Source organism: Bradyrhizobium sp. STM 3557, from assembly GCF_045571465.1.
GTDB lineage: Bacteria > Pseudomonadota > Alphaproteobacteria > Rhizobiales > Xanthobacteraceae > Bradyrhizobium.
On sequence record NZ_CP120697.1, the window covers coordinates 2,296,874 to 2,318,025 of the forward strand.

At 65.3% G+C, this 21,152-nt stretch carries 17 protein-coding genes and 1 tRNA gene; 8 read left to right on the forward strand and 10 right to left on the reverse strand.

What is annotated here, in order from left to right:
- Positions 1-127: 127 nt before the first annotated feature.
- From P6U24_RS10415 to P6U24_RS10450, 8 genes are all read right to left on the reverse strand, one after another.
- Entirely contained in the window at positions 128-1,510 is a 1,383-nt protein-coding gene (locus P6U24_RS10415; RefSeq protein WP_407159035.1) for a sigma-54 interaction domain-containing protein, read from the reverse strand.
- Positions 1,511-1,570: 60 nt separating this feature from the next.
- A complete protein-coding gene (fliN, locus tag P6U24_RS10420; protein WP_407159036.1) occupies positions 1,571-1,921 on the reverse strand; it encodes a flagellar motor switch protein FliN in 351 nt (116 codons plus the stop codon).
- A gap of 3 nt (positions 1,922-1,924) precedes the next feature.
- Positions 1,925-2,566: a FliH/SctL family protein gene (locus P6U24_RS10425; RefSeq protein WP_407159037.1), complete on the reverse strand. Its 642-nt coding sequence runs from the start codon at positions 2,564-2,566 to the stop codon at positions 1,925-1,927.
- Positions 2,566-3,654 (reverse strand): flagellar motor switch protein FliG, encoded by a 1,089-nt coding sequence (fliG, locus tag P6U24_RS10430; protein WP_407159038.1) that lies wholly within the window; start codon positions 3,652-3,654, stop codon positions 2,566-2,568. Before fliG ends, P6U24_RS10425 begins: the two co-directional genes overlap by 1 nt.
- Positions 3,655-3,699: 45 nt before the next feature.
- Positions 3,700-5,304, reverse strand: a complete 1,605-nt coding sequence (fliF, locus tag P6U24_RS10435; protein WP_407159039.1) for a flagellar basal-body MS-ring/collar protein FliF — start codon at positions 5,302-5,304, stop codon at positions 3,700-3,702.
- A gap of 365 nt (positions 5,305-5,669) precedes the next feature.
- Positions 5,670-5,945, reverse strand: coding sequence for a DUF1153 domain-containing protein (locus P6U24_RS10440; protein WP_002714638.1), 276 nt, complete (start codon positions 5,943-5,945; stop codon positions 5,670-5,672).
- A gap of 264 nt (positions 5,946-6,209) precedes the next feature.
- Complete coding sequence (locus tag P6U24_RS10445; protein ID WP_407159040.1) at positions 6,210-6,905, reverse strand: flagellar hook assembly protein FlgD; 696 nt, start codon at positions 6,903-6,905, stop codon at positions 6,210-6,212.
- A gap of 12 nt (positions 6,906-6,917) precedes the next feature.
- Positions 6,918-8,300: a flagellar hook-length control protein FliK gene (locus P6U24_RS10450; protein WP_407159041.1), complete on the reverse strand. Its 1,383-nt coding sequence runs from the start codon at positions 8,298-8,300 to the stop codon at positions 6,918-6,920.
- Between P6U24_RS10450 and P6U24_RS10455 the strand changes: the two genes are divergently transcribed.
- The 4 genes from P6U24_RS10455 to P6U24_RS10470 all read left to right on the forward strand — a co-directional run bounded on the left by P6U24_RS10455 (position 8,260) and on the right by P6U24_RS10470 (position 11,126).
- Positions 8,260-8,784, forward strand: coding sequence for a hypothetical protein (locus P6U24_RS10455; protein ID WP_407159042.1), 525 nt, complete (start codon positions 8,260-8,262; stop codon positions 8,782-8,784). The genes P6U24_RS10450 and P6U24_RS10455 overlap by 41 nt on opposite strands.
- A 70-nt stretch (positions 8,785-8,854) precedes the next feature.
- A complete protein-coding gene (gene mnmA / locus P6U24_RS10460) occupies positions 8,855-10,048 on the forward strand; it encodes a tRNA 2-thiouridine(34) synthase MnmA (RefSeq protein ID WP_407159043.1) in 1,194 nt (397 codons plus the stop codon).
- 21 nt (positions 10,049-10,069) lie between these two features.
- Positions 10,070-10,705 (forward strand): class I SAM-dependent methyltransferase, encoded by a 636-nt coding sequence (locus P6U24_RS10465; protein ID WP_407159044.1) that lies wholly within the window; start codon positions 10,070-10,072, stop codon positions 10,703-10,705.
- A gap of 70 nt (positions 10,706-10,775) precedes the next feature.
- Positions 10,776-11,126, forward strand: coding sequence for a hypothetical protein (locus P6U24_RS10470; protein ID WP_407159045.1), 351 nt, complete (start codon positions 10,776-10,778; stop codon positions 11,124-11,126).
- Positions 11,127-11,186: 60 nt separating this feature from the next.
- Here the strand turns inward: P6U24_RS10470 and P6U24_RS10475 are convergent.
- Positions 11,187-11,263 (reverse strand) — tRNA-Met (locus P6U24_RS10475).
- 760 nt (positions 11,264-12,023) lie between these two features.
- Here P6U24_RS10475 and tcuA point away from each other — a divergent pair.
- The 4 genes from tcuA to P6U24_RS10495 all read left to right on the forward strand — a co-directional run bounded on the left by tcuA (position 12,024) and on the right by P6U24_RS10495 (position 19,242).
- Entirely contained in the window at positions 12,024-13,463 is a 1,440-nt protein-coding gene (gene tcuA / locus P6U24_RS10480) for an FAD-dependent tricarballylate dehydrogenase TcuA (protein ID WP_407159046.1), read from the forward strand.
- Positions 13,447-14,646 (forward strand): tricarballylate utilization 4Fe-4S protein TcuB, encoded by a 1,200-nt coding sequence (gene tcuB / locus P6U24_RS10485; RefSeq protein ID WP_407159047.1) that lies wholly within the window; start codon positions 13,447-13,449, stop codon positions 14,644-14,646. The genes tcuA and tcuB overlap by 17 nt, the downstream gene beginning before the upstream one ends.
- A 310-nt stretch (positions 14,647-14,956) precedes the next feature.
- Positions 14,957-16,087 carry an efflux RND transporter periplasmic adaptor subunit gene (locus P6U24_RS10490; RefSeq protein WP_407160419.1) on the forward strand — a complete coding sequence of 377 codons (1,131 nt, stop codon included), beginning with the start codon at positions 14,957-14,959 and terminating at the stop codon, positions 16,085-16,087.
- On the forward strand, positions 16,084-19,242 hold the full coding sequence (locus P6U24_RS10495) for an efflux RND transporter permease subunit (protein ID WP_407159048.1): 3,159 nt from the start codon (positions 16,084-16,086) through the stop codon (positions 19,240-19,242). Before P6U24_RS10490 ends, P6U24_RS10495 begins: the two co-directional genes overlap by 4 nt.
- A 200-nt stretch (positions 19,243-19,442) precedes the next feature.
- On the opposite strand, the gene P6U24_RS10500 is transcribed toward P6U24_RS10495, so the two are convergent.
- Complete coding sequence (locus P6U24_RS10500) at positions 19,443-20,588, reverse strand: metallophosphoesterase family protein (RefSeq protein WP_407159049.1); 1,146 nt, start codon at positions 20,586-20,588, stop codon at positions 19,443-19,445.
- Positions 20,589-21,152: the final 564 nt, after the last annotated feature.

Consider the following 21,152-nt stretch of genomic DNA (forward strand, 5'->3'; position numbering starts at 1 on the left):
TTGGGCGGTCATGATGATCGTCATTGCGAGGAGACGAACGCGACGAAGCAATCCAGACCTTTCTTCTTGGCCCTGGATTGCTTCGCTGCGCTCGCAATGACGCTAGGATGGTGCGGCCGAACTAACACTAGCCGGCCACTGTCGGCATGCGCGCGGCGTCGCCGGCGCCCGGGGGCGGGATCGGCAGGCCACCGTCGGCATATTCGTTCAGCTTGTTGCGCAAGGTGCGGATCGAGATGCCAAGGATGTTGGCCGCATGGGTGCGGTTGCCGAGACAATGCTTCAGGGTCTCCAGGATCAAGTCGCGCTCGACATCGGCCACGGTGCGGCCGACCAAAGCGCGCGTCACCTGCTCGGCGGCCATGGTCGCATGCGCCACCGCCGGCTGGGTCTTGACGATATCGAGCCGGTCGCCGTCGGGCGTGAGGATCGCATCCGGCCCGATCTCGTCGCCAACAGCCATCAGCACCGCGCGGTGCATCGTGTTCTCGAGTTCACGGACATTGCCCTGCCAGCGATTGGTCGAGAGCACGCGCTTGGCCTCCGCCGAAATCGGGCGCAGCGCCACGCCGTTGGCATCGGAATATTTGCGCGCGAAATGATGAGCGAGCTCGAGAATGTCGGCCGGGCGCTCGCGCAGCGGCGGGATCTTCAGGTTGACGACGTTGAGGCGGAACAGCAGGTCCTCGCGGAACGTGCCCTCGCGCACGGCCTCCGCAAGGTTGCGGTTCGAGGTCGCGATGATGCGGATGTCGACCGGAACGGGGCGGGTGCCGCCGACGCGGTCGATGACGCGCTCCTGGATGGCGCGCAGCAGCTTCGATTGCAGCCGCACGTCCATCTCGGAGATTTCGTCAAGCAGCAGCGTGCCGCCGGTGGCCTCCTCGAACTTGCCGATGCGGCGGGCGATGGCGCCGGTGAAAGCGCCCTTCTCATGGCCGAACAGCTCGGATTCCAGGAGATGCTCGGGGATCGCGGCGCAGTTGATCGAAATGAAGGGGCGCTTGGCGCGCGCCGAGCGGCTGTGCACATAGCGCGCCAGCACCTCCTTGCCGGTGCCGGACTCGCCGGTGATCATCACCGAAGCGTCCGAGCCCGCGATCTGCTGCGCCAGCTTGATCACCTTGGCCATGGCATCGTCGCGATAGACGAGATCGCGGGAATCGTTGGCGACCGCGGCCAGCACGGCGGCGATCAGCTCCGGATCGGGCGGCAGCGGAATATATTCCTTGGCGCCGGCATGGATCGCGGCGACCGCCGCGCGGGCATCGGTGGTGATGCCGCAGGCGACGATCGGCACATGAATGTGCTCGGCGTCGAGCCGCATCACGAGGTCGCGGATGTCGATGGCAACGTCGACCAGCAGCAGGTCGGCGCCTTTGCCGCCGCGGAGCACGCGCATCGCCTGCTCGTTGTCCTCGGCGTGCGTGACGGTCGCGCCGTTCTGCATGGCAATCTTGGTGGCGGCGGTGAGCTGACCCTTCAGCGTGCCGACGATGAGAAGCCGCATGTCGATCTCCTATTGACTGGTCCGCGCGGCTCGCTCCCAAGCGCGCGATGATGCTGCGTGTTAGTTGCGATCTGACTTGATGATTTCCGTCATGGTCACGCCGAGCTTGTCCTCGACGAGCACCACCTCGCCGCGCGCCACCAGGCGGTTGTTGACGTAGATATCGATGGCCTCGCCGACGCGGCGGTCCAGCTCGAGCACGGTGCCAGGTCCGAGCTTCAGCAGCTCGCCGACGTCCATCTTGGAGCGGCCGAGCACGGCGGAGACCTGGACCGGCACGTCGAAGACGGCCTCGAGGTCGGCGGCGATGCGCGCGGCCTGGTCGTCCTCATTGTAGCCGACATCGTCCAGCGGTGGCGCATCGGCGCTGTTGAGATCGGGCAGCGGGATGTGAGAATCGGTGTCGCTCATGACTTAAACCCCCTTGGCCGCGCCGGCAGCCTGATTCCTGGACGCCATATAGCGCCCGACGAGCTCGTTGATCTTGGTATCGATCGCGCCGCGCTCCAGCACGACGCCGCCGTCGGCCCATTCGATCCGGCAGTCGCCGGTCGGAATGTCGGGCTCGGCCAGGATCACCAGGCGGCCTTCGAAGCCGCTCTGCTTGGCGAGCTTCTCGATCCGTTCGTGTGCGCTTTCGTAGAGGGAATCGTTGATGCGGACGACCAGATGCGGCGTCGCCACCAGATGGGCGAAGCAGTCCTTGACGAGGCCGGTGATCTCGCCGAGCGGCTCGGCGGCAACCAGCGCGCTGCAGAGCTTGCGCGCGACCGCTATCGCCACCTCGACCGCCTCGGTCTCCATTCTCGCCTCGACGCCGGAGACGCGCGAAGCGATGCCCTGCAGATGGATCTTGATCTCCTCCAGCGCGCTCGCCATGCGGCGGTCGGCTTCGACCCGAGCCTCACGCTGCGCCGCCTCGTAGCCGTTGCGGTAGGCTTGCGCCTCGGCGACGGCGATCTTCTGCGCGATCTCGGCCGTGGTCGCCGGCCGCTCGCGCTGCCGCTCGGGAGCGGAGAAATCCGTATCGAACAGGAATTTCGCGGGCTGAGCCATCAATACACCAGTTCGTCGTCGGCACGATTCTTGGTCAGCATGATCTCGCCCCTGGCGGCGAGGTCCTTGGCGAGGTTGACCAGCAGCGCCTGCGCCTCGTCGACGTCGCGCAGGCGGACCGGTCCCATCGCGGCCATGTCGTCCTGCAGCATCTTGGCCGCGCGGGAGGACATGTTTGTGAAGAAGAAGTTGCGGACCTCCTCGTTGGCGCTTTTCAGCGCAATCCCGAGCTTGTCCTTGTCGACATTGCGCATCAACGTCTGAGCCGAGGCGGAGTCGAGCTTGATCAGGTCGTCGAAGGTGAACATCAGCGCCTTGATGCGCTCGGCAGATTCTCGGTTCTCTTCCTCGAGCGAGGTGATGAAGCGGGTCTCGGTCTGGCGGTCGAAATTGTTGAAGATCTCGGCCATCACCTCGTGAGCGTCGCGGCGGCGGGTTTGCGAGAGGTTCGACATGAACTCGGTGCGCAGCGTCTGCTCGACGCGCTCGATCACCTCCTTCTGAACGGCCTCCATCCGCAGCATACGGCCGATCACGTCGAGCGCCATGTCCTCGGGCAGAATGGCAAGCACGCGCGCCGCATGCTCCGGCTTCAGCTTCGACAGCACCACCGCGATGGTCTGCGGATATTCGTTCTTCAGGTAGTTGGCGAGGACCTCTTCCTGGACGTTGGAGAGCTTCTCCCACATGTTGCGGCCCGCGGGGCCGCGGATCTCGTCCATGATGCCGTTGACGCGCTCCGGCGGCAGATATTGCTGCAACAGCCGCTCGGTCGCGTCGAAATTGCCCATCAGCGCGCCCGAGGCCGACATGCGCGAGACGAATTCCAGCATCAGGTCCTCGACGACGTCGGCCTCGACCGTGCCGAGGGTGGACATCGCCAGCGATAGTTCACGCACCTCGTCGTCGTCGAGCTGCTGCCAGATCTTGCCGCCATACTGCTCGCCGAGCGCCAGCATCATGACGGCGGCGCGCTTCGGTCCGCTGAGGGGCGCGGTCTTCTCACGGCCGGCCTGGCGGCTCGCCAGGGTGGCGATGACGGTGGAGATGTCGTTGGCGTTTGCGTTCTGCGTTTGCGGGAGCGACATGGGATTTTTCGACTGTCCGGGTCTGAAAGCTTCAATTCTGGCGGATCAGGTCTGCGGTTCGGCAAGCCACTGGCGGATGATGCCGGCGGCTTCGCCGGGGTTGCGGTCGGCCAGTTCGCCGACCCGGTGCACCGATTGGGCGTGCACCTGGCCCTGGACCTGGGCGACGTCGATCAGATGTGCGGTCTGGTGGGCGGTCACGGCCGGGACCTGCGGGGTCTCGTCGGTGATGGCCGGCGTCGCACCGGTCAGCGCGGACACCTCTTCGGAGGCGAGGATCTTCTTCACCAGCGGGCGGATCACCATGAACATCACGACGAGGCCGAGCAGCATCATCACGCCGAGCTCGATGATGTACATGACGTCGTCCTTGGTGAACTGGATCATGCCAAGGAAGCCGGAGGGTTCTGAAAGCTGCGGTACCGCCGGGGCATCCGCGAATTTCAGGTTGACCACCTCGACCTGATCGCCGCGCTTCTGGTCGAAGCCGATCGCCGAGCGCACCAGGGCCGCGATCTGCTCGAGCTCGTCCTTGCCGCGCTCCTTGTAGACCAGGTCGCCCTTGTCGTTCTTGACGTAGCTGCCGTCGACTAGAACCGCGACCGAGATGCGGTTGACGCGGCCGGCCTCGGTGACCTCGGTCTTGGTGGTCCGGGAGATCTCGTAATTGTTGGTCTCTTCGGTCTTCTTACTCTGGTCGCGCGCGGCCTGCTGGTTGCCGTTGTTCTGTTGGGCGCCCGGTAGGTCGTTGTTGACGGTGACCTGGCCGTTGTTCTCGGCGGTGGCCGACGATTCTTCCCGGGTCTGGCTGGAGCGCAGCACCCGGCCTTCCGGATCGTATTTGTCCGAGGTCTGGGTGATCCGGTTGAAGTCGAAATCGGCGGAGAGCTGGACACGGGCGCGGCCCTGTCCGACCACCGAGGAGACGATGTCCTCGACTTGCTTGCGCATCCGCTTCTCGAAGGCGGTGCGGCGCTCGTCGCCGACCGCCTGGTCGATGTCGGACAGCGAGCCGTCGGCGAGCAGCTGCCCAGCCTCGTCGACGATCGACACCCGTTGCGGCTTGAGCCCGTTGACGGCGGAGGCGACGAGGTGACGGATGGCCCGGATCTGCGCCGCCTCGAGCGAGCCGCGCACGCGCACAACGATCGAGGCCGACGGCTCCGGCGTCTCGCGCGCGAACAGCGGCCGTTCGGGGAGCACGAGATGGACCCGCGCCGCCTGGACACGGTCAATGCTGCGGATGGTGCGGGCGAGCTCGCCCTCCAGCGCACGCAAATGGTTGATGTTCTGGACGAAGCTCGTGGTGCCCAGCGCGTCCGACTTGTCGAAGATCTCGTAGCCGACGCCGCCGCCCTTGGGCAGGCCGCCTTCGGCGAGTTTCATGCGCAGCCGTGTGACCTTGTCCTTCGGCACCAGGATGACGCTGCCTTCGTTGCGGATCTCGAAGGGGATGCCCTGCCGTTCAAGGTCTTTGATGATGCTGGAGGAGTCCTCCATGCTGAGATCGGTGAAGAGCGTCGTCATCTGCGGCGTGGTCACCCGCATGATGACGAAAGCGAAGAAGCCGATCAGCGCAGCCGTGACGGCAATCATCGCCATCAGCCGGGCCGCGCCCAAACCCTTCAGGAAGTCCACGAGACTTTGCAAGCAACTGCCCCACAGTTCGGCATTTCACAGGTGGCCGCTGGGAGGATTTGAGCTTCGCCGGCCTTTACGGCCGCTTGCAACCAAGCACGAAACTCGACCCTTCCGTTGCCCCGACCCCCTGCATTCCAAATGGCCCTCGATTCTGACCGCGCGCCCCGTAGAGAAGGGGCGAAGTCTGAATCGGGCCACTGGGCAATTATTGCCTATGGGAAGGTTTCGATATGGTTAACGGAGGTTAAAGGGCAGTTGCAGAGCGGGTGCGGGACGCCGCGGATCCTTGCGAACGTCGCGATCCGTGCACGAGCTACAAAAAATCGGCTTGGCGGGGCCAAGCCGATTTCATGAAAAATGATGTCGATAAGGGCTTACTGCCGGTATTGCTGGATCCGGGTGGTCCGCAGTCCGGCGAGGCCGTGCTGATCGATCGAGAACTGCCAGGACAGAAATTCGTCGACGGTCAGCGTGTAGCGGCTGCAGGCTTCCTCGAGGGACAATAATCCGCCGCGGACAGCGGCCACGACCTCGGCCTTGCGGCGAATGACCCACCTCTTGGTGCCCGGTGCAGGCAGATCCGCGATGGTGAGTGGACTGCCGTCGGGCCCGATGACGTATTTCACCCTCGGGCGATGGGGTTCTGTCATGGTGTACTCACAAACTCTTAACCACTGAACTCACGGTACCAACCTACGCTGGTCCGCTTAAAATTTGCCTAAGCCAAAGCCTGCAATCAGACGTGAGCTGCAAATGCTGGTTGTCCCGGAGCCAAACGTCGCCAGGACCTGAAACAGGGTAAATGATTTGTTAATCTCGCCCGGGCCATGGGCTGCAATCCAGGCGTGCCGTGCGAGCTTGATCGGAAAGCTCGGGGATGAATGACGCCGATCGGTTTGGAAAAGCGGCCGCGGCTAACTCACGATGCGCTGAATCTGGTTGACCGTGAAGCTCTGGCCCGCGATCGACAGCAGCGGCGGCTGCTGGGTGAGGTCGACGGAGGACACGACACCTTGAACTTGGGTCTTGATCGCGACGGGGTTGCCGGAGCTGTCGGTTGCGGTCGCGGTCAGCTTGTACTGCCCGTCGGGCAATTGCGAGCCGTCGGAGCCCTGACCGTTCCACTGAAACGGCTGGTTGTCACCGGCATTGACCGAGAGCTTGCCGCTATAGACGGTTGCGCCGCTCGAGTTGGTGATGGTCACGGTCATATCGCAGGCGGAGGGGATGCTGAGGTCCCATGTCGCCTTCGAGCTCGAGAGGCTCGCGGTCGAACTCTCGACGACAGCGGTCTTGCCGACGAAGTTCAGCGCCTGGGTCGCTTGCGTGGTCTGCTGGATCGACACCAGCGACGCAAGCTGGTCGTTGGTCTTGAGCTGCTGCTCGACCGAGGCGAATTGGACGAGCTGTTGGGTGAACTGGTTGGTGTCCAGCGGATCGAGCGGGTTCTGGTTCTGCAGCTGGGTTGTCAGCAGCGTCAGGAAGGTCTGGAAGTTGCCTGCGATCGAGTTGTTCGCGGTCGACGACGTGCTGCTGGATGACGCCGTGGTCGACGTTTTCGTAGTCCCCGAAACGATCGGGCTCGCGGTGATTGCGTCGCCAGTGGCCATGATTGGTTTCCTTTAGACCCGGATATCGATGCCGCCGTTCGAACTGAACATGCGGCCATAGGACCGTCCCGCAGCCGCGGCAGGCGTCGCATCCTCGTCGCTGATGACGAGGCGGTGGGCGTTGCCGCCAGGCTGGTCGTTGCTGCCGTTCTGGCCGGACGTGGATTGATCGCGAAGGCTGAACTGGAGGCCGCCGCTGCCGGTCTTCAGGCCGGCGTCGTTGAGCGCCTGCTGGAGCTGCGGTGCGGTCTGCTGCAGCATCGATAAGGTTTCGGGCTTCTCGACCCGCAGATGCGAGGTGACCTGGCCGCTGCGGTCGACATCGATGCGGACATCGATGCGGCCGAGCTCGGCCGGATCGAGCCGGATCTCGAAGCGGCTCTTGCCGTTCAGTGCGGAGCCCGCGATTTCGACCGCCAGCCCGCTGAGCGGCACCGCGGCCGAGCTGGGGACTGTGGCGGTCAGGTTCGCCGCTGCCACGGGAGCCGCGGTCGGCTGGGTCGCAAGCTGCGGCTGCAGGGCAGTCGCCGCCTGGAGACTGGAATCGGAGACTGTCGCCGAACCCTGCGCATTGGCGGAGTTGCCGGAGCGCTCGCGCACGGCCGGCACTGGTTCTGCGTTGACGCTACCTTTGCCGGGATCGGTGACGACCAGGGGGGCGTCGGTCTTGTCCGTTGCGGCCGCCTGCTGCGCGGCATCGGCGTGAGTGGGCTGCGTGGTCGCTGTGGTCGGGGCGGCTTGATCAGTTTTCGCGTTGGTGTCGGCTGCCGGGACAGACGCGGCTTTGCCCTGCGCCGGGGTCTTCGTCTTGGCGCCGGCCTGGGCTGCGCCATCGACGAGGGCCGCGAAGGCCGGGTTGGTGGTCGGCGGCTCATCCGTCGTTGCGGTGGTCGTGGTCGCGGCTGCCGTTGTGGCCGCGTCCTTCGCGGAAGGATCGGCCGCCTTGGCACTGCCGTTGGCGGAATTGGCCGCAGCTACGACCGGTCCGCCGGTCGTCGCCGGCGTGGCCGATATCACGGCGCCGGCCGCCTGGGCATTGGCGGCGGCGGTTACGGCGCCGACGGGAGCCGTCGCGTCGGTCGTCGTGGTGATCGGTGTGTCGGACGGCGCGGCGTTCGACTGGATCGCCGCCGCGACGGCCGTCGCCGGAACAGCGGTTGGATCGGCCGCCGCTGTCGTGTCGGTGCCGTCGTCCTTGCTGCTCTTGTCCTGGTCCGGCTTGCCGGTCGAGGTGCCGTCGGCGGACTTCGCTGTGCCGGTGGTGTCGGACTTGGTATCTGCCTTGCTATCGCTCGATGAGGTCTTGTCGGTCTTGCCGTCGGACTTGTCGGGAGCCGTGCTGGTTGGAGCGCCGGTGTCGGCGGGCGCGCTCGACTGGCTGGTGCTGCTGCGCAAGCTGGAGCTGTTGGCTGACGAGCTGCTGCTGGCGCGCGGCGGCGGCGAGCCGGCCGACGGATCGGCCGTGGCGGCATCGACCAGCGCCGAGAAGCTGCTGGTGTACTGCGAGGGATCGGGCCGGGTGGATTTCGGCGCGGTGCTCTGGAAGGCCGTGCTGGCCTGGATGTCCGTGGAGACGCTGAACACCTTGGAACCTTTCGCGATTGAACCATCGTCCCCGTTCAGCAAGGAGCGGGCCAAGCAGCTCTGTGCAATTTTATCGTGTAAAATCAATACGTTGCGCGCTCGTGCCCGCAATTTTCCGGACGCAGGGGGCCCCGCCATTTCTGCCCGGCCGGCAAGATTTGCCGCTCTGGCCTGCGGGAAGCGTGATTGCTTCGCAGGCAGCGCGCCTATATTAAAGGAGCGCTTTCCAGTCGTTTCCGCATCGGCCGCAATCCCCTTGGTCTGGAATCGCGCGAAGGGGTTTGCCAACGCATGATGGCGCCGGGCGAAGAGGTCTCCGCGACGGAGCCTGTTCCCTCGAGGCCGCGATCGCAGTGACCTGAAACATGCTCAACAGTCTCGATCTCGAAGGCCGTCCGGAGGATATCAGGGTCGTCGTTGCCATGTCGGGCGGCGTCGACTCGTCGGTGACGGCTGCGCTGTTGAAGTCGGAAGGCTACGACGTCGTCGGCATCACGCTGCAGCTCTACGATCATGGCGCGGCGACCCATCGGAAGGGCGCCTGCTGCGCCGGCCAGGATATTCACGACGCGCGCAACGTCGCCGAGCGGCTCGGCATTCCGCATTACGTGCTGGACTACGAGGATCGGTTCCGCGAGCAGGTGATCGACAATTTCGCCGCGAGCTATGCCTCGGGCGAGACGCCAGTGCCGTGCATCGAGTGCAACCGCGCCATCAAGTTCGGCGATCTCCTGAAGACGGCGCGCGAGCTCGGCGCCTCAGCGCTGGCCACCGGCCATTACGTCGCCTCGCGCCGGCTGGCCTCCGGATCGCGCGCGTTGATCTGTGCGGCGGATAGCGATCGCGACCAGAGCTACTTCCTGTTCGCGACCACTCGCGAGCAGCTCGACTACTTGCGTTTCCCGCTCGGCGACATGACCAAGCCGGAGGTGCGCGATCTGGCGCGCCGCTTCGGCCTCGAGGTCGCCGACAAGCACGACAGCCAGGACATCTGCTTCGTGCCGACCGGACGCTACACCGACATCATCGGACGGCTGCGCCCGAACGCGATGGAGCCGGGCGAGATCGTCGATCTCGATGGCCGAGTGCTCGGCGCCCATCACGGCATCGCCAATTTCACCATCGGCCAGCGCAAGGGGCTCGGCGTTGCCTCGGGTTCGCCGCTCTACGTGGTGAAGCTCGATGTGGGTGCGCGCCGCGTCGTGGTCGGTCCGCGCGAGGCCCTGCGCACGCATCGCATCGTGCTGCGCGAGGTCAACTGGATCGGTGACGGCGCGCTCGACGCGGCCGTGCACGACGGCCTCGAACTGTTCGTGCGGGTGCGCTCGACCCGGCCGCCGCAGCCCGCCTGGCTCCGCGGCAGCCACGGTCATTACGAGGTCGAGCTGGCCGGCGGCGAGGAGGGCGTCTCGCCCGGGCAGGCCTGCGTGTTCTACGACGCGCCAAGCGGCCGGGCACGTGTGCTCGGCGGCGGCTTCATCCAGAGCGCCGAAGCGAAGGGGGCATCAGTCGGCGGCGTCGCGAAGCCGCGGCGGCTGGCCGAAGCGATCCGCGGCTAATCAAGTCAGGGCAAGAGGGGCATGGGGGACATCGACCGCGCTGGGGTCGAAAAGGCCTATGAGCGCTGGGCGCCGGTCTACGACCTGGTGTTTGGAAAAGTCTTCGATCACGGACGGCAATCGACCATCGCGGAAGCCGATCGCGTCGGCGGCCGCGTGCTCGATGTCGGCGTCGGCACCGGGCTATCGCTGTCGGACTATTCGCCGACCACGAAGATCTGCGGCGTCGATATTTCCGAGCCGATGCTACGGCGGGCGCAGCAGCGCGTGCGCGAGCAGAAGCTCGACAACGTCGAGACGCTCGCGGTGATGGACGCCAAGCATCTCGCCTTCGCCGACAATTTCTTCGATGCGGTGGTGGCGCAATATGTCATCACCGCGGTGCCGGATCCGGAGGCCACGCTGGACGATTTCATCCGCGTGCTGAAGCCGGGCGGCGAGTTGATCCTGGTGAACCATATCGGCGCCGAGAGCGGGCCGCGCCGCCTGTTCGAGCTCGCCTTCGCGCCGGTGGCGCGGCGGCTCGGCTGGCGGCCGGAATTTCCCTGGGAGCGTCTGGTCAAATGGGCGGCCCGCCATGGCGGCGTCACGCTCGCCGAACGCCGCCCGATGCCGCCGCTCGGGCATTTCTCGCTGATCCGCTACCGCAAGGGCTGAGTTCCGAGTTCCGCAAGAGGCCCACGCGGGCGTGAGGGAACGACGGGACCTCGTTCCGCGTTGCCGGGCCATGAGCACCAGGCAAACACTCACTCTGTCGTTCCTGCTGGCGGCGGCCGCGACCACGGCCGGCGCTCAGGCGCCGCCATCGCCGGCCACACCGCCACAGGCGACTGCGCCCGCGCCCAATCAGAATGAGGCTTGCGCGCCAACCACCCGCGGCACACCGCCGCCCGATGGCGTCACCACCGGCCAGGCAAGCGAGCCGCTCGGCGACAAGCTCGCCAAATCCGGCGGCGTGCTGTGCCCGCCCTCGACGGCGGATTCGGAGATCCATGCGCCGACGCCGGAAGGCGGCAACACGCCCGTGATCCCGCCGCCCGGCAGCCCTGGCGGCAATCCCAACGTGGTGCCGAAATAGCGCGCGGTTGGACTCCGATGAATCCGTGCGGAGCGAGAGAAAAGCGGAATGGAATCAACTTGGTAGCGGGGGAGGGACTCGAACCCCCGACCCCAGGATTATGATTCCCGTGCTCTAACCAGCTGAGCTACCCCGCCACGGCGTTCGGCCGGTCGGTGTCGACGATTGGCTGCGAACGCGCGGCATATAAGGAGGGGCGTCCCTGCCTGTCAAGCAAACGTCGCAGGCATCTGCGGGGCTTGCCGAGGTCCCGCATGTCTCGAGGTCGCGTTCTCAACAGTGAGACACGCCCGGCCTCCCCTCAACACGAACGGGTGAGAGGTTGAACCGACATCGACTCATATCGGACATATCGAAGAGATCGGCGTCTGGCGGTGGCAAGCATCGAATGTCGATAGCTTGAGGCACGCCCCGTCAGCGCTGCTGGAAGCAGATCCATTGTGCGCTCGATCGCGCCCCGAAGTTGTGATCCGACGCGCAGACGACAACTAGAGGAGACCACTCTCTCGCATCTGCATGCAGCACGCGCCATGAGCATGATGAATGTCGTATGAATGGGGCTGGCGACGTTTATCTTCCAGCAACGCTATTGGCTCAGCTCCGGAAATGTCCGGATTTCGCCCACACCGGCAATCGCGTAGGTTGAGTCCAGCCCATTTTGGGCGTTTCCTCCCTAGACTTGGCCGCTCGCACCTCGTTGGTGCAAGCGGCTTTTCTTTTGCGCGTCGTTGATCATCGCGTCTTCGATGGGTCGGCAGCCCGAGGATGAGTGAGGCTGCGCATCGCACCGCGCTGGCGCGTGGCTGATCTGCAGGCAAATCCGGTGGCAATATCGGGCCGGCAAGGCTAAGCCCTGCGTGCATGGAACGAACGGACTGAAGCGGGAGAGACGGCCGGATGCAGGAGGTGCCTGACGTTCTCGTCATCGGTGGCGGCAACGCTGCGCTGTGCGCGGCGCTGATGGCGCGCGAGGCGGGCGCATCCGTGCTGATGCTGGAATCGGCGCCGCGGAGCTGGCGCGGCGGCAATTCGATGCATGTGCGGAACCTGCGCTGCATGCACGACGCGCCGCAGGACGTGCTGGTCGAGGCTTATCCCGAAGAGGAATATTGGCAGGACCTGCTCAAGGTCACCGGCGGGCTCACCAACGAGGCGCTGGCGCGGCTGGTGATCCGGCACTCGTCGCGCTGCCGGCCGTGGATGCGCAGGCATGGCGTGCATTTTCAGCCGCCGCTGTCGGGCGCGCTGCACGTGGCGCGCACCAACGCCTTCTTCATGGGCGGCGGCAAGGCGCTGGTCAATGCCTATTACCGCAGCGCCGGCGAGCTCGGCGTTTCGATCCGATATGAGACGCCGGTGAAGAGCCTGGAGTTGAAAGACGGCCGCTTCATCGCCGCGATCACGGAGAGCGGCGAGCGCATCACGGCAAGGGCTTGCGTGCTGGCCTGCGGCGGCTTCGAATCTAACCTCGAATGGCAGCGCGAGGCATGGGGGCAGAACGAGCGGGGCGAATGGCCCGCGGAAAACTTCCTGATCCGCGGTACCCGCTTCAATCAGGGCGTGCTGCTCAAATTCATGCTCGATGCCGGCGTCGATGCGATCGGCGATCCGACCCAGGCGCATTGCGTCGCGATCGATGCCCGTGCGCCGCTCTATGACGGCGGCATCTGCACCCGCATCGATTGCGTTTCGCTCGGCGTGGTGGTGAACCGCGAGGCCAGGCGCTTCTACGACGAGGGCGAGGATTTCTGGCCCAAGCGCTATGCGATCTGGGGCCGCCTTGTGGCGCAGCAGCCGGGCCAGACCGCGTGGTCGATCATCGACCGCAAGGCGGTCGGGCGCTTCATGCCGCCGGTGTTTCCGGGCACGCGCGCCGAGACGCTCGAGGAGCTCGCGCAAAAGATCGGCTTGGACGTCGCGACCTTCACCGCCACGCTCGATGCCTACAACACGGCGTGCCGTCCCGGCACCTTCGATCACACCGTGCTCGACGATTGCCGCACGGAAGGGCTGATGCCGGCCAAGACCCATTGGGCGCAGCCGATCGATGCGCCGCCGTTCTTCGCTTATCCGCTGAGGCCCGGCATTACCTTCACCTATCTCGGCCTGAAGACCGATCACACGGCGGCGGCGCGCTTCAACGACGTGCCGAGCGAGAATCTGTTCGCCGCCGGCGAGATGATGGCCGGCAATGTGCTCGGCAAGGGCTACACTGCGGGCGTCGGCATGAGCATCGGCACCGCCTTCGGCCGCATCGCCGGCGTCAATGCCGCCGCGAGCGCGGGCTTCACGCATCCCGAATTCAAGGAGGAGCTGGCCTATGCCGCCGCTCACTGAGACCATCGCGGCTCCGGCTGGCACGCCTGAGGACTTGACTGCGCTGCTCGGCGCCGAGGAGGCGGAGGTCGCGCGCGTCATGCAGATCTGCAACGCGTGCCGTTACTGCGAAGGCTTCTGCGCGGTGTTTCCGGCGATGACGCGCCGGCTCGAATTCACCGCAGCCGACACGCATTACCTCGCCAACCTCTGTCACAATTGCGGAGCCTGCCTCTACGCCTGTCAATACGCGCCGCCGCACGAATTCGGGGTCAACGTGCCGCAGGCCATGGCCAAGGTCCGCCCTAATACCTACCAGGCCTATGCTTGGCCACGCGCGCTGGGCGAACTCTATCGCCGCCAAGGCCTCACCGTGTCGCTGGCGCTCGCAGCCAGCCTGGCGCTGTTTCTCGTGCTGGCGCTGGCGATGGCGGGCCATCTCGTTCACCCGCCGCTCGCCGGCAATTTCTATGCGATCTTCCCGCATAATTTCCTGGCGCTCGTTTTCGGCGCCGTGTTCCTGTACGCGATCGCAGCCTTTGCGATCGGCATCGGCCGCTTCTGGCGCGACATCGCGCCCGCGCGTGAGGACGTGCCGCAGGCACCTCTCGACCTCCCCAAGGCGCGAAGATCCGCTGCGGCGGAGACAGCCTATGACATCGCGGTGCTGCGCTATCTTGGCGGCGGCCATGGCGTCGGCTGCAACGAGGATGATGACCGCTTCACGCTGGTGCGTCGCTGGTTTCACCAGATCACGATGTACGGCTTCCTGCTCTGCTTCGCCGCGACCAGCGTGGCGACGCTCTACCATTATCTGTTCGCCGATGAGGCGCCGTACCCCGGGCTGAGCTGGCCCGTCATGCTGGGCACGGTCGGCGGCATCGGCCTGTTGATCGGCCCTGCCGGGCTGTTGTGGCTCAACCTGCAGCGCCACGCCGAGCGCAGCGACATCGCGCAGCGGCCGATGGATCTCGGCTTCATCGCGCTGCTGTTCATCATCAGCATCACGGGTCTTGCTCTGCTCGTGCTGCGTGACACGAGCTTCATGGCGCTGTGGCTCGCGATCCATCTCGGGTGCGTCATGGCGCTGTTCCTGACACTGCCGTATGGAAAGTTTGCCCATGCCGTGTATCGCACGGCAGCCCTGTTCAAGCACACGCTCGAGAAGCGGCTGCCGAACCGGATCGGTATCAGTGGGGACTAGCAGGGCAGGGTGACACTGCGACCTGCCGACAGGACGGCCGCGACGCCTGTTCCGATTGCGCTTCGTTTTCCAGATTCGCACGATCTCGTTCGCGGTTTTCCCCTGGACGTGCATGGCGGCGCCTCGCCCGTCGTAGAAATGCCGCGCAAAATCCTATTGTGATCCGAAGCGATCGAACCCAAATCGTCCATGGGTTCGAGTGCGCGCCGTAAGGGATGCGCTCGAGATGATCGACGACGTTTTCAGGGGGGCCGGTATCGTGGAAAAGGTGTATGGGAGGGGACCGTTTTTTCTGACCTCTCATGTCGTGATGCTCGCGCTCGCGGCTGCGCTTGCTGCCTGCAGCGAGCAGAAGCCGCCGCAGGCTGCGGCCGCCACCCCGGCGCCGCCGGTGACGGTGGCGCAGCCCGTCAAGCGCACCGTGACCGATTGGGACGAGTTCACCGGCCGCTTCGAGGCCGTCGAGGAGGTGCAGGTGCGCGCCCGCGTCGGCGGCTATGTCACCTCGGTCGAGTTCCAGGACGGTGCGATCGTGCATCAGGGCGATCTGCTCTATGTCATCGATCCCAGGCCGTTCGAGGCCGTGGCGGCCCAGGCGGAGGGGCAGCTTGCGGACGCCAAGGCCAAGATCGAGCTCGCCAAGCGCGAGTTTGATCGCGCGGCCACCCTGAACAAGACCGAGGCGGTGTCCGATTCGATTGTCGATCAGCGCCGTCAGGCGCTGCAATCGGCAGAGGCTGCGGCCATCCAGGCCGAGGGCATCCAGAAAGCGGCCAAGCTCAACGTCGAGTTCACCCATGTGCTGGCGCCGATCACCGGCCGCGTCAGCCGGCATCTGGTCAGCGCCGGCAATCTCGTGCAGGGCAGCGACACCGGCGCCTCGACGCTTCTGACCTCGATCGTCACGCTCGATCCGATCTACATCTATTTCGACATGGACGAGGCGACCTACCAGAAGAACTCGCGCCTCTGGTTCGAAGGCAAGCGTCCGAGCTCGCGCGACACGCCAAATCCAGTGCAGGTGACGCTGACCGGCGAGACCAAGCCCTCGCATGAGGGCACCGTCAACTTCCTCGACAATCGCCTCGATGTCTCGACCGGCACGCTGCGCAGCCGCGCCTTGATCAAGAACACCGATCTGTCGATCCTGCCCGGACAGTTCGGCCGGGTCAGGCTGATCGGCAGCTCGCCCTACGAGGCGCTGCTGATCCCGGATGCGGCTGTGGCGACCGACCAGTCGCGCAAGATCGTGTTCGTGGTCAAGCCTGACGACACCGTGGAGGCGCGCGCGGTCGTGCTCGGTCCGCTGGACGACGGCCTGCGCGTGATCCGCGAGGGCCTGAAGGCGGACGACCGCGTCATCGTCGACGGCATCCAGCGCGCCCGCGTCGGTGCCAAGGTCAGCCCCCATCCGGCGGCGGCAGGGGACAGCAAGTCATGAATCTCGGCCGTCTCTCAGTCAATCAGCCCATCCTGGCGATGGTGCTGTCGATCGTGCTGCTGATCGTGGGTGCGATCGCCTATCCGACGCTGCCGGTTTCGGAATATCCGCAAGTGGTGCCGCCGACGGTCACGGTCACGACGCAATATCCCGGCGCCTCGGCACAGACCGTATCCGACACCGTGGCCGCGCCGATCGAGCAGGAGATCAATGGCGTCGAGGACATGCTGTATCTGTACAGCCAGGCGACCTCGAACGGCCAGTTGACGATCACCGTCACCTTCAAGCTCGGCACCGACCTCGACAAGGCCCAGGTGCTGGTGCAGAACCGCGTCGCGATCGCGCAGCCGCGGCTGCCCGAGGAGGTGCAGCGCAACGGCGTGGTCACGCGCAAGAACAGCCCGGACATCCTGCTCGTCGTGTTCATGCTGTCGCCCGACGACACGTTCGATCAGCTCTATATTTCCAACTACGCGCTGCTGCAGGTGCGCGACCAGCTGCTTCGGCTGGATGGCATCGGCGACATCACGATCTTCGGCGCCCGCGACTATTCGATGCGGCTGTGGCTCGATCCCGACAAGATCGCCAATCTGGGCATGACGGCCGGCGACGTGCTGGCGGCGATCCGGGCGCAGAACCTGCAGATCGCCGGCGGCCAGATTGCCGAGCCACCGATCGCCGATCGCGCCTTCTCGCCAAATCTGACCTTTACCGGTCGTCTCAAGGACGTTGCGCAATTCGAGGACATCGTTGTCAAATCCGGGAGCGATGGCCGCACGGTGCGGCTGCGCGACGTCGCACGTGTCGAGCTCGGCGCGCTGGCCTATGCGACCAACAGTTTCCTGCTGAAGAAGTCTGCCGTTGCCATGCTGGTGACGCAGCGCCCGGGCTCCAACGCGCTGGCGACGGCGAAGGGCATCGAGACCACGATGGCGAAGCTGAAGGAGAGCTTCCCGAGGGGACTCGACTACAACATCGGCTACAATCCCACCGAGTTCATCGCGCAGTCCATCCACGAGCTGATCAAGACCATCTATGAGGCCGTCGTCCTGGTCGTGCTCGTCGTGCTGCTGTTCTTGCAGGGCTGGCGGCCCGCGATCATCCCGATCGCGGCGATCCCGGTCTCGCTGGTCGGCACCTTTGCCGTGATGGCCGCGCTCGGCTTCGGCATCAACAATCTGACGCTGTTCGGCCTGGTGCTCGCCGTCGGCATCGTGGTGGACGATGCGATCGTGGTGGTCGAGAACGTCGAGCGCCATCTCGCACGTGGCCTGAGCCGGCGCGACGCGGCGCTCAAGACCATGGAGGAGGTGGGCGGCGCGCTGGTTTCGATCGCGCTCGTGCTGTGCGCCGTGTTCGTGCCGACCGCCTTTCTCGGCGGCATTTCCGGGCAGTTCTTCCAGCAGTTCGCCGTCACCATCGCGGTTGCGACCGCGATCTCCTGTTTCTGCTCGCTGACCCTGTCGCCGGCGCTGGCCTCCCAGATCCTTCGGCCTCACGACGCCCATCGCGCTCCCGCCCGCTGGAATGTGCTGGCGCGCGGCTGGGACGCGTTCGCGGGCGCCTTCAACCGGCTATTCGATCGGCTGTCGCATGGTTACGCGCGCGCGGCCGGCTTCGTGATCCGCCATGCTGTCGTGATGCTATTGGTCTATCTGGTGCTGATCGGCAGCGCCGGCTGGCTGTTGGTCACCACCCCGCAGGGCTTCATTCCGGCGCAGGACCGTGGCTATGTCATCGTCTCCGTGCAACTGCCGGGCGCCGCCTCCTTGGCCCGCACCACCGAGGTGGTGAGGCAGATCGAGCGGATCGCGCTCGAGGTCCCGGGTATCGTGCGCGTGCCATCCTTCGCCGGCTTTTCCGGCGCGACACGGACCCAGGCGAGCAACGCCGCGGCCCTGTTCCCGGTCTTCGACGAACCGGAACAACGGGTCAAGAAGGGGCTGACCGCGACGTCGATCACGGCGGAGCTGCGCAAGCGGCTGGCGGCGATCGAAGGTGCCTTCGTGATCGTGATCCCGCCGCCTGCCGTGCCGGGCATCGGCACCGGCGGCGGCTTTGCGATGCGCATCCAGGACCGGCAGGGGCGCGGTCCGGCGATGCTCTCTGCGGCCACCGATGAGCTGACCGCGGCGGCGCGCAAACAGCCCGGCCTCACCTCGGTGTTCTCGACCTTCACCGCCAACACGCCGCAGGTCTTCGTCGATATCGACCGGATCAGAGCGCAGAAGCTCGGCGTGCCGATCCAGAACGTGACCGAGGCGATCGAGACCTATTTCGGCTCGGCCTATGTCAACGATTTCAACCTGTTCGGCCGGACCTATCATGTGACGGCGCAGGCCGATCTGCCGTTCCGGAAAGAGACGGCTGATCTGGCGCGGCTGCGCACCCGCAATGCGGCGGGCGACATGGTGATGCTCGGCAGCGTGGTCGACTTCAAGGATGTCGCCGCGCCGGACCGCGTCGCGCGCTACAATCTTTATCCGGCGGCCGAGCTGCAGGGCGATACCTTGCCCGGTGTCAGCTCCGCGACCGCGATCAACATCATGAAGCAGCTCGCGGACCAGACGCTGCCGAGCGGCTTTTCCTACGAATGGACCGACCTGTCTTATCAGCAGGTCAATGGCGGCAACGCCGGCCTTTACGTGTTTCCGATCTGCGTGCTGTTCGTCTATCTCGTGCTGGCGGCACAGTATGGCAGCTGGACCCTGCCATTCGCCGTCATCCTGATCGTGCCGATGTGCCTCTTGGCGGCCAGCATCGGCGTGCGCATCATGGGGCAGGATATCAACATCCTGACCCAGATCGGCTTCGTGGTGCTGGTTGGCCTCGCTGCAAAGAACGCCATCCTGATCGTGGAATTCGCCCGCGACATCGAGAACGAGGGCCGAGACCGGCTCGATGCCGTCATCGAGGCCTGCCGCTTGAGGTTGCGGCCGATCCTGATGACCTCGTTCGCATTCATCCTTGGCGTGTTGCCGCTGGTGATCTCCACCGGCTCCGGCTCGGAGATGCGCCAGGCCGTCGGCGTCGCCGTGTTCTTCGGCATGCTGGGGGTCACGCTGTTCGGCCTCGTCTTCACCCCGATCTTCTACATCGTGGTGCGCAATCTCGCGGAAGGACGATATCCGAAGAAGCGGGAGGCCGAGGCTTAAGCCTGACATCGCGCACCGCGCTCTGCTTCACGTAGTAAATGTTGCAGAGCGCCGTGGCCCGTAGGGCGGATTAGCGCAGCGTAATCCGCCACCAATAGACATTCATCGCGGTGTGCCGCTGGCAGTGTGGATGGAGTTCAGTCTTCCAGCAGATGCCCGATCCCGTTGGGGCGCGGCGGATTGCGCTCCGCTAATCCGCCCTACGAGCTGGCTTGGGCGCCGGGTGCAAATTCCACGATCTCCGGTGGGAGCAGGTCGAGGCGTCCTCCTGGGCCTGCGGCCAGCGTGTGGATATAGAAGTGCGCCGGAGTGTCCTCCACGGCGTCCATGACCGGCGATGGCGCCGAGATGATCTTCAATGGGCCGCACGCGCCGATCCAGTCGACATGGCGATGACCGTGCATGATGACGGTACGATCAGCGAATTGGCCGAGCTTCCTGACGAACCAGCTGCCGTTGATCAGCGCGGTACCGATGCGTTCGGAAAACGATTTGGGGGGCTTCGGATACTCCACCAAATGATGATGCAAGGCGATGATCCATCGGGCTCTTGGAAACCGGCCGATGACGGCCGCGAGCCGCTGCGCCTGTTCATAGGAAATCAAGCCAAGGGCGTTGGTGAATGAGAAATGCGTTTCCGCGTTGGAATTCAGAATCGCGATGCCGAGTCCGTCGTCCTGCTGGGGCGGCACGATCATCGGAAACTGCTCGTCGAACAGTTTGCGCAGCCGCAGCGAATTGCGCAGCCCGCCGGAGTTCGCGAAGGTCACGATACGTTCGCGGTGCGGCGCGAGCGAGCCCGCGAGCGTATTGGTGATGCTTCCCATGTCACCGACAACATGCACGCGCTCGCCCTGCACGGCGGCCATGGCGGACAGGGTGCGCAGCTGCCGCATCAGCTTGCCGGCGCTGAACGGCAGGTCCAGCCTGGCTGGATTGGACCGATCCACGATGTTGAGATCATGATTGCCGGGAAGGACGACCGTGCGGGCGGCGAGGTCCGGATAGCGCGACACCGCGTCGAGAAACTCGGCCCATTCCGTGGCGCTGCCGGCGTCGGTCATGTCACCGGTGATGAGGATCTGATCGATCGGCTGGGCCGCATGAGCTTCGGCAAGCCGCGCCAGGACCCGCTCTACCATATCATTGCCACGCGGACCCATTCGCCCGCATTCTATCCGGAAGCCATATCGCTCGCCGACCACATGAAGATCCGAGAGATGTGCAATTCGCCAGCTCTGGCCAACGGGCGGAGGTGAATCGAAGTTGGCGAGGTCGAGCGGCTGTTCCATGGTGGCGTCCGCGAGAGCCCAGACCAGCGAAGCAAGGGCGAGATAGCCGGACACCAGCACGATCGCATTGGCCGCCGTCGGCAGGATCAAATGATGCGGCGCAGCCAGGTCGTTGACGCTTCCTATCCAGCGGGTTGCAGGCCAAACCGCAATCGATACCAAGCTCGTGAAGGCGGACAGCACGATGCCCGCTGCCAAGGACGTCGCGGCGCGCAGCCGCGCTCGTTTGGTCGCGGTTGCAGGGTTTAGCAGCTCTGCCAGATGGCGGAGTGCTTCGCGGCCGATCGCGTATCCGGGCTGGACCGTGAGTGCGTTGAGTGACCAGAAGCTGATCTCGGCAGTCCGAAGCAGCGGGCGCCATCCGAGCCAGCCAATTGCGATCGTCGCGATGAGCATCGCGGCACCGGCCAGCTCGGATAGCACCAAGACATGTTGCGAAACAGCGGAGGCCCAGGCGGCTGCCGCAAGTGGCGCCACACCAAGCAGCACCGCAGGAAGCAGCAGAGATACGGTCCAGGCGAACAGCAGTTTTGCGGGACTGATCTCAACCAGCAGACTGCCGGCGATTGCGAGCAGCGAGCGTTGGCCGGGACTGGCAACGTCGTCCTCAAGATCGCC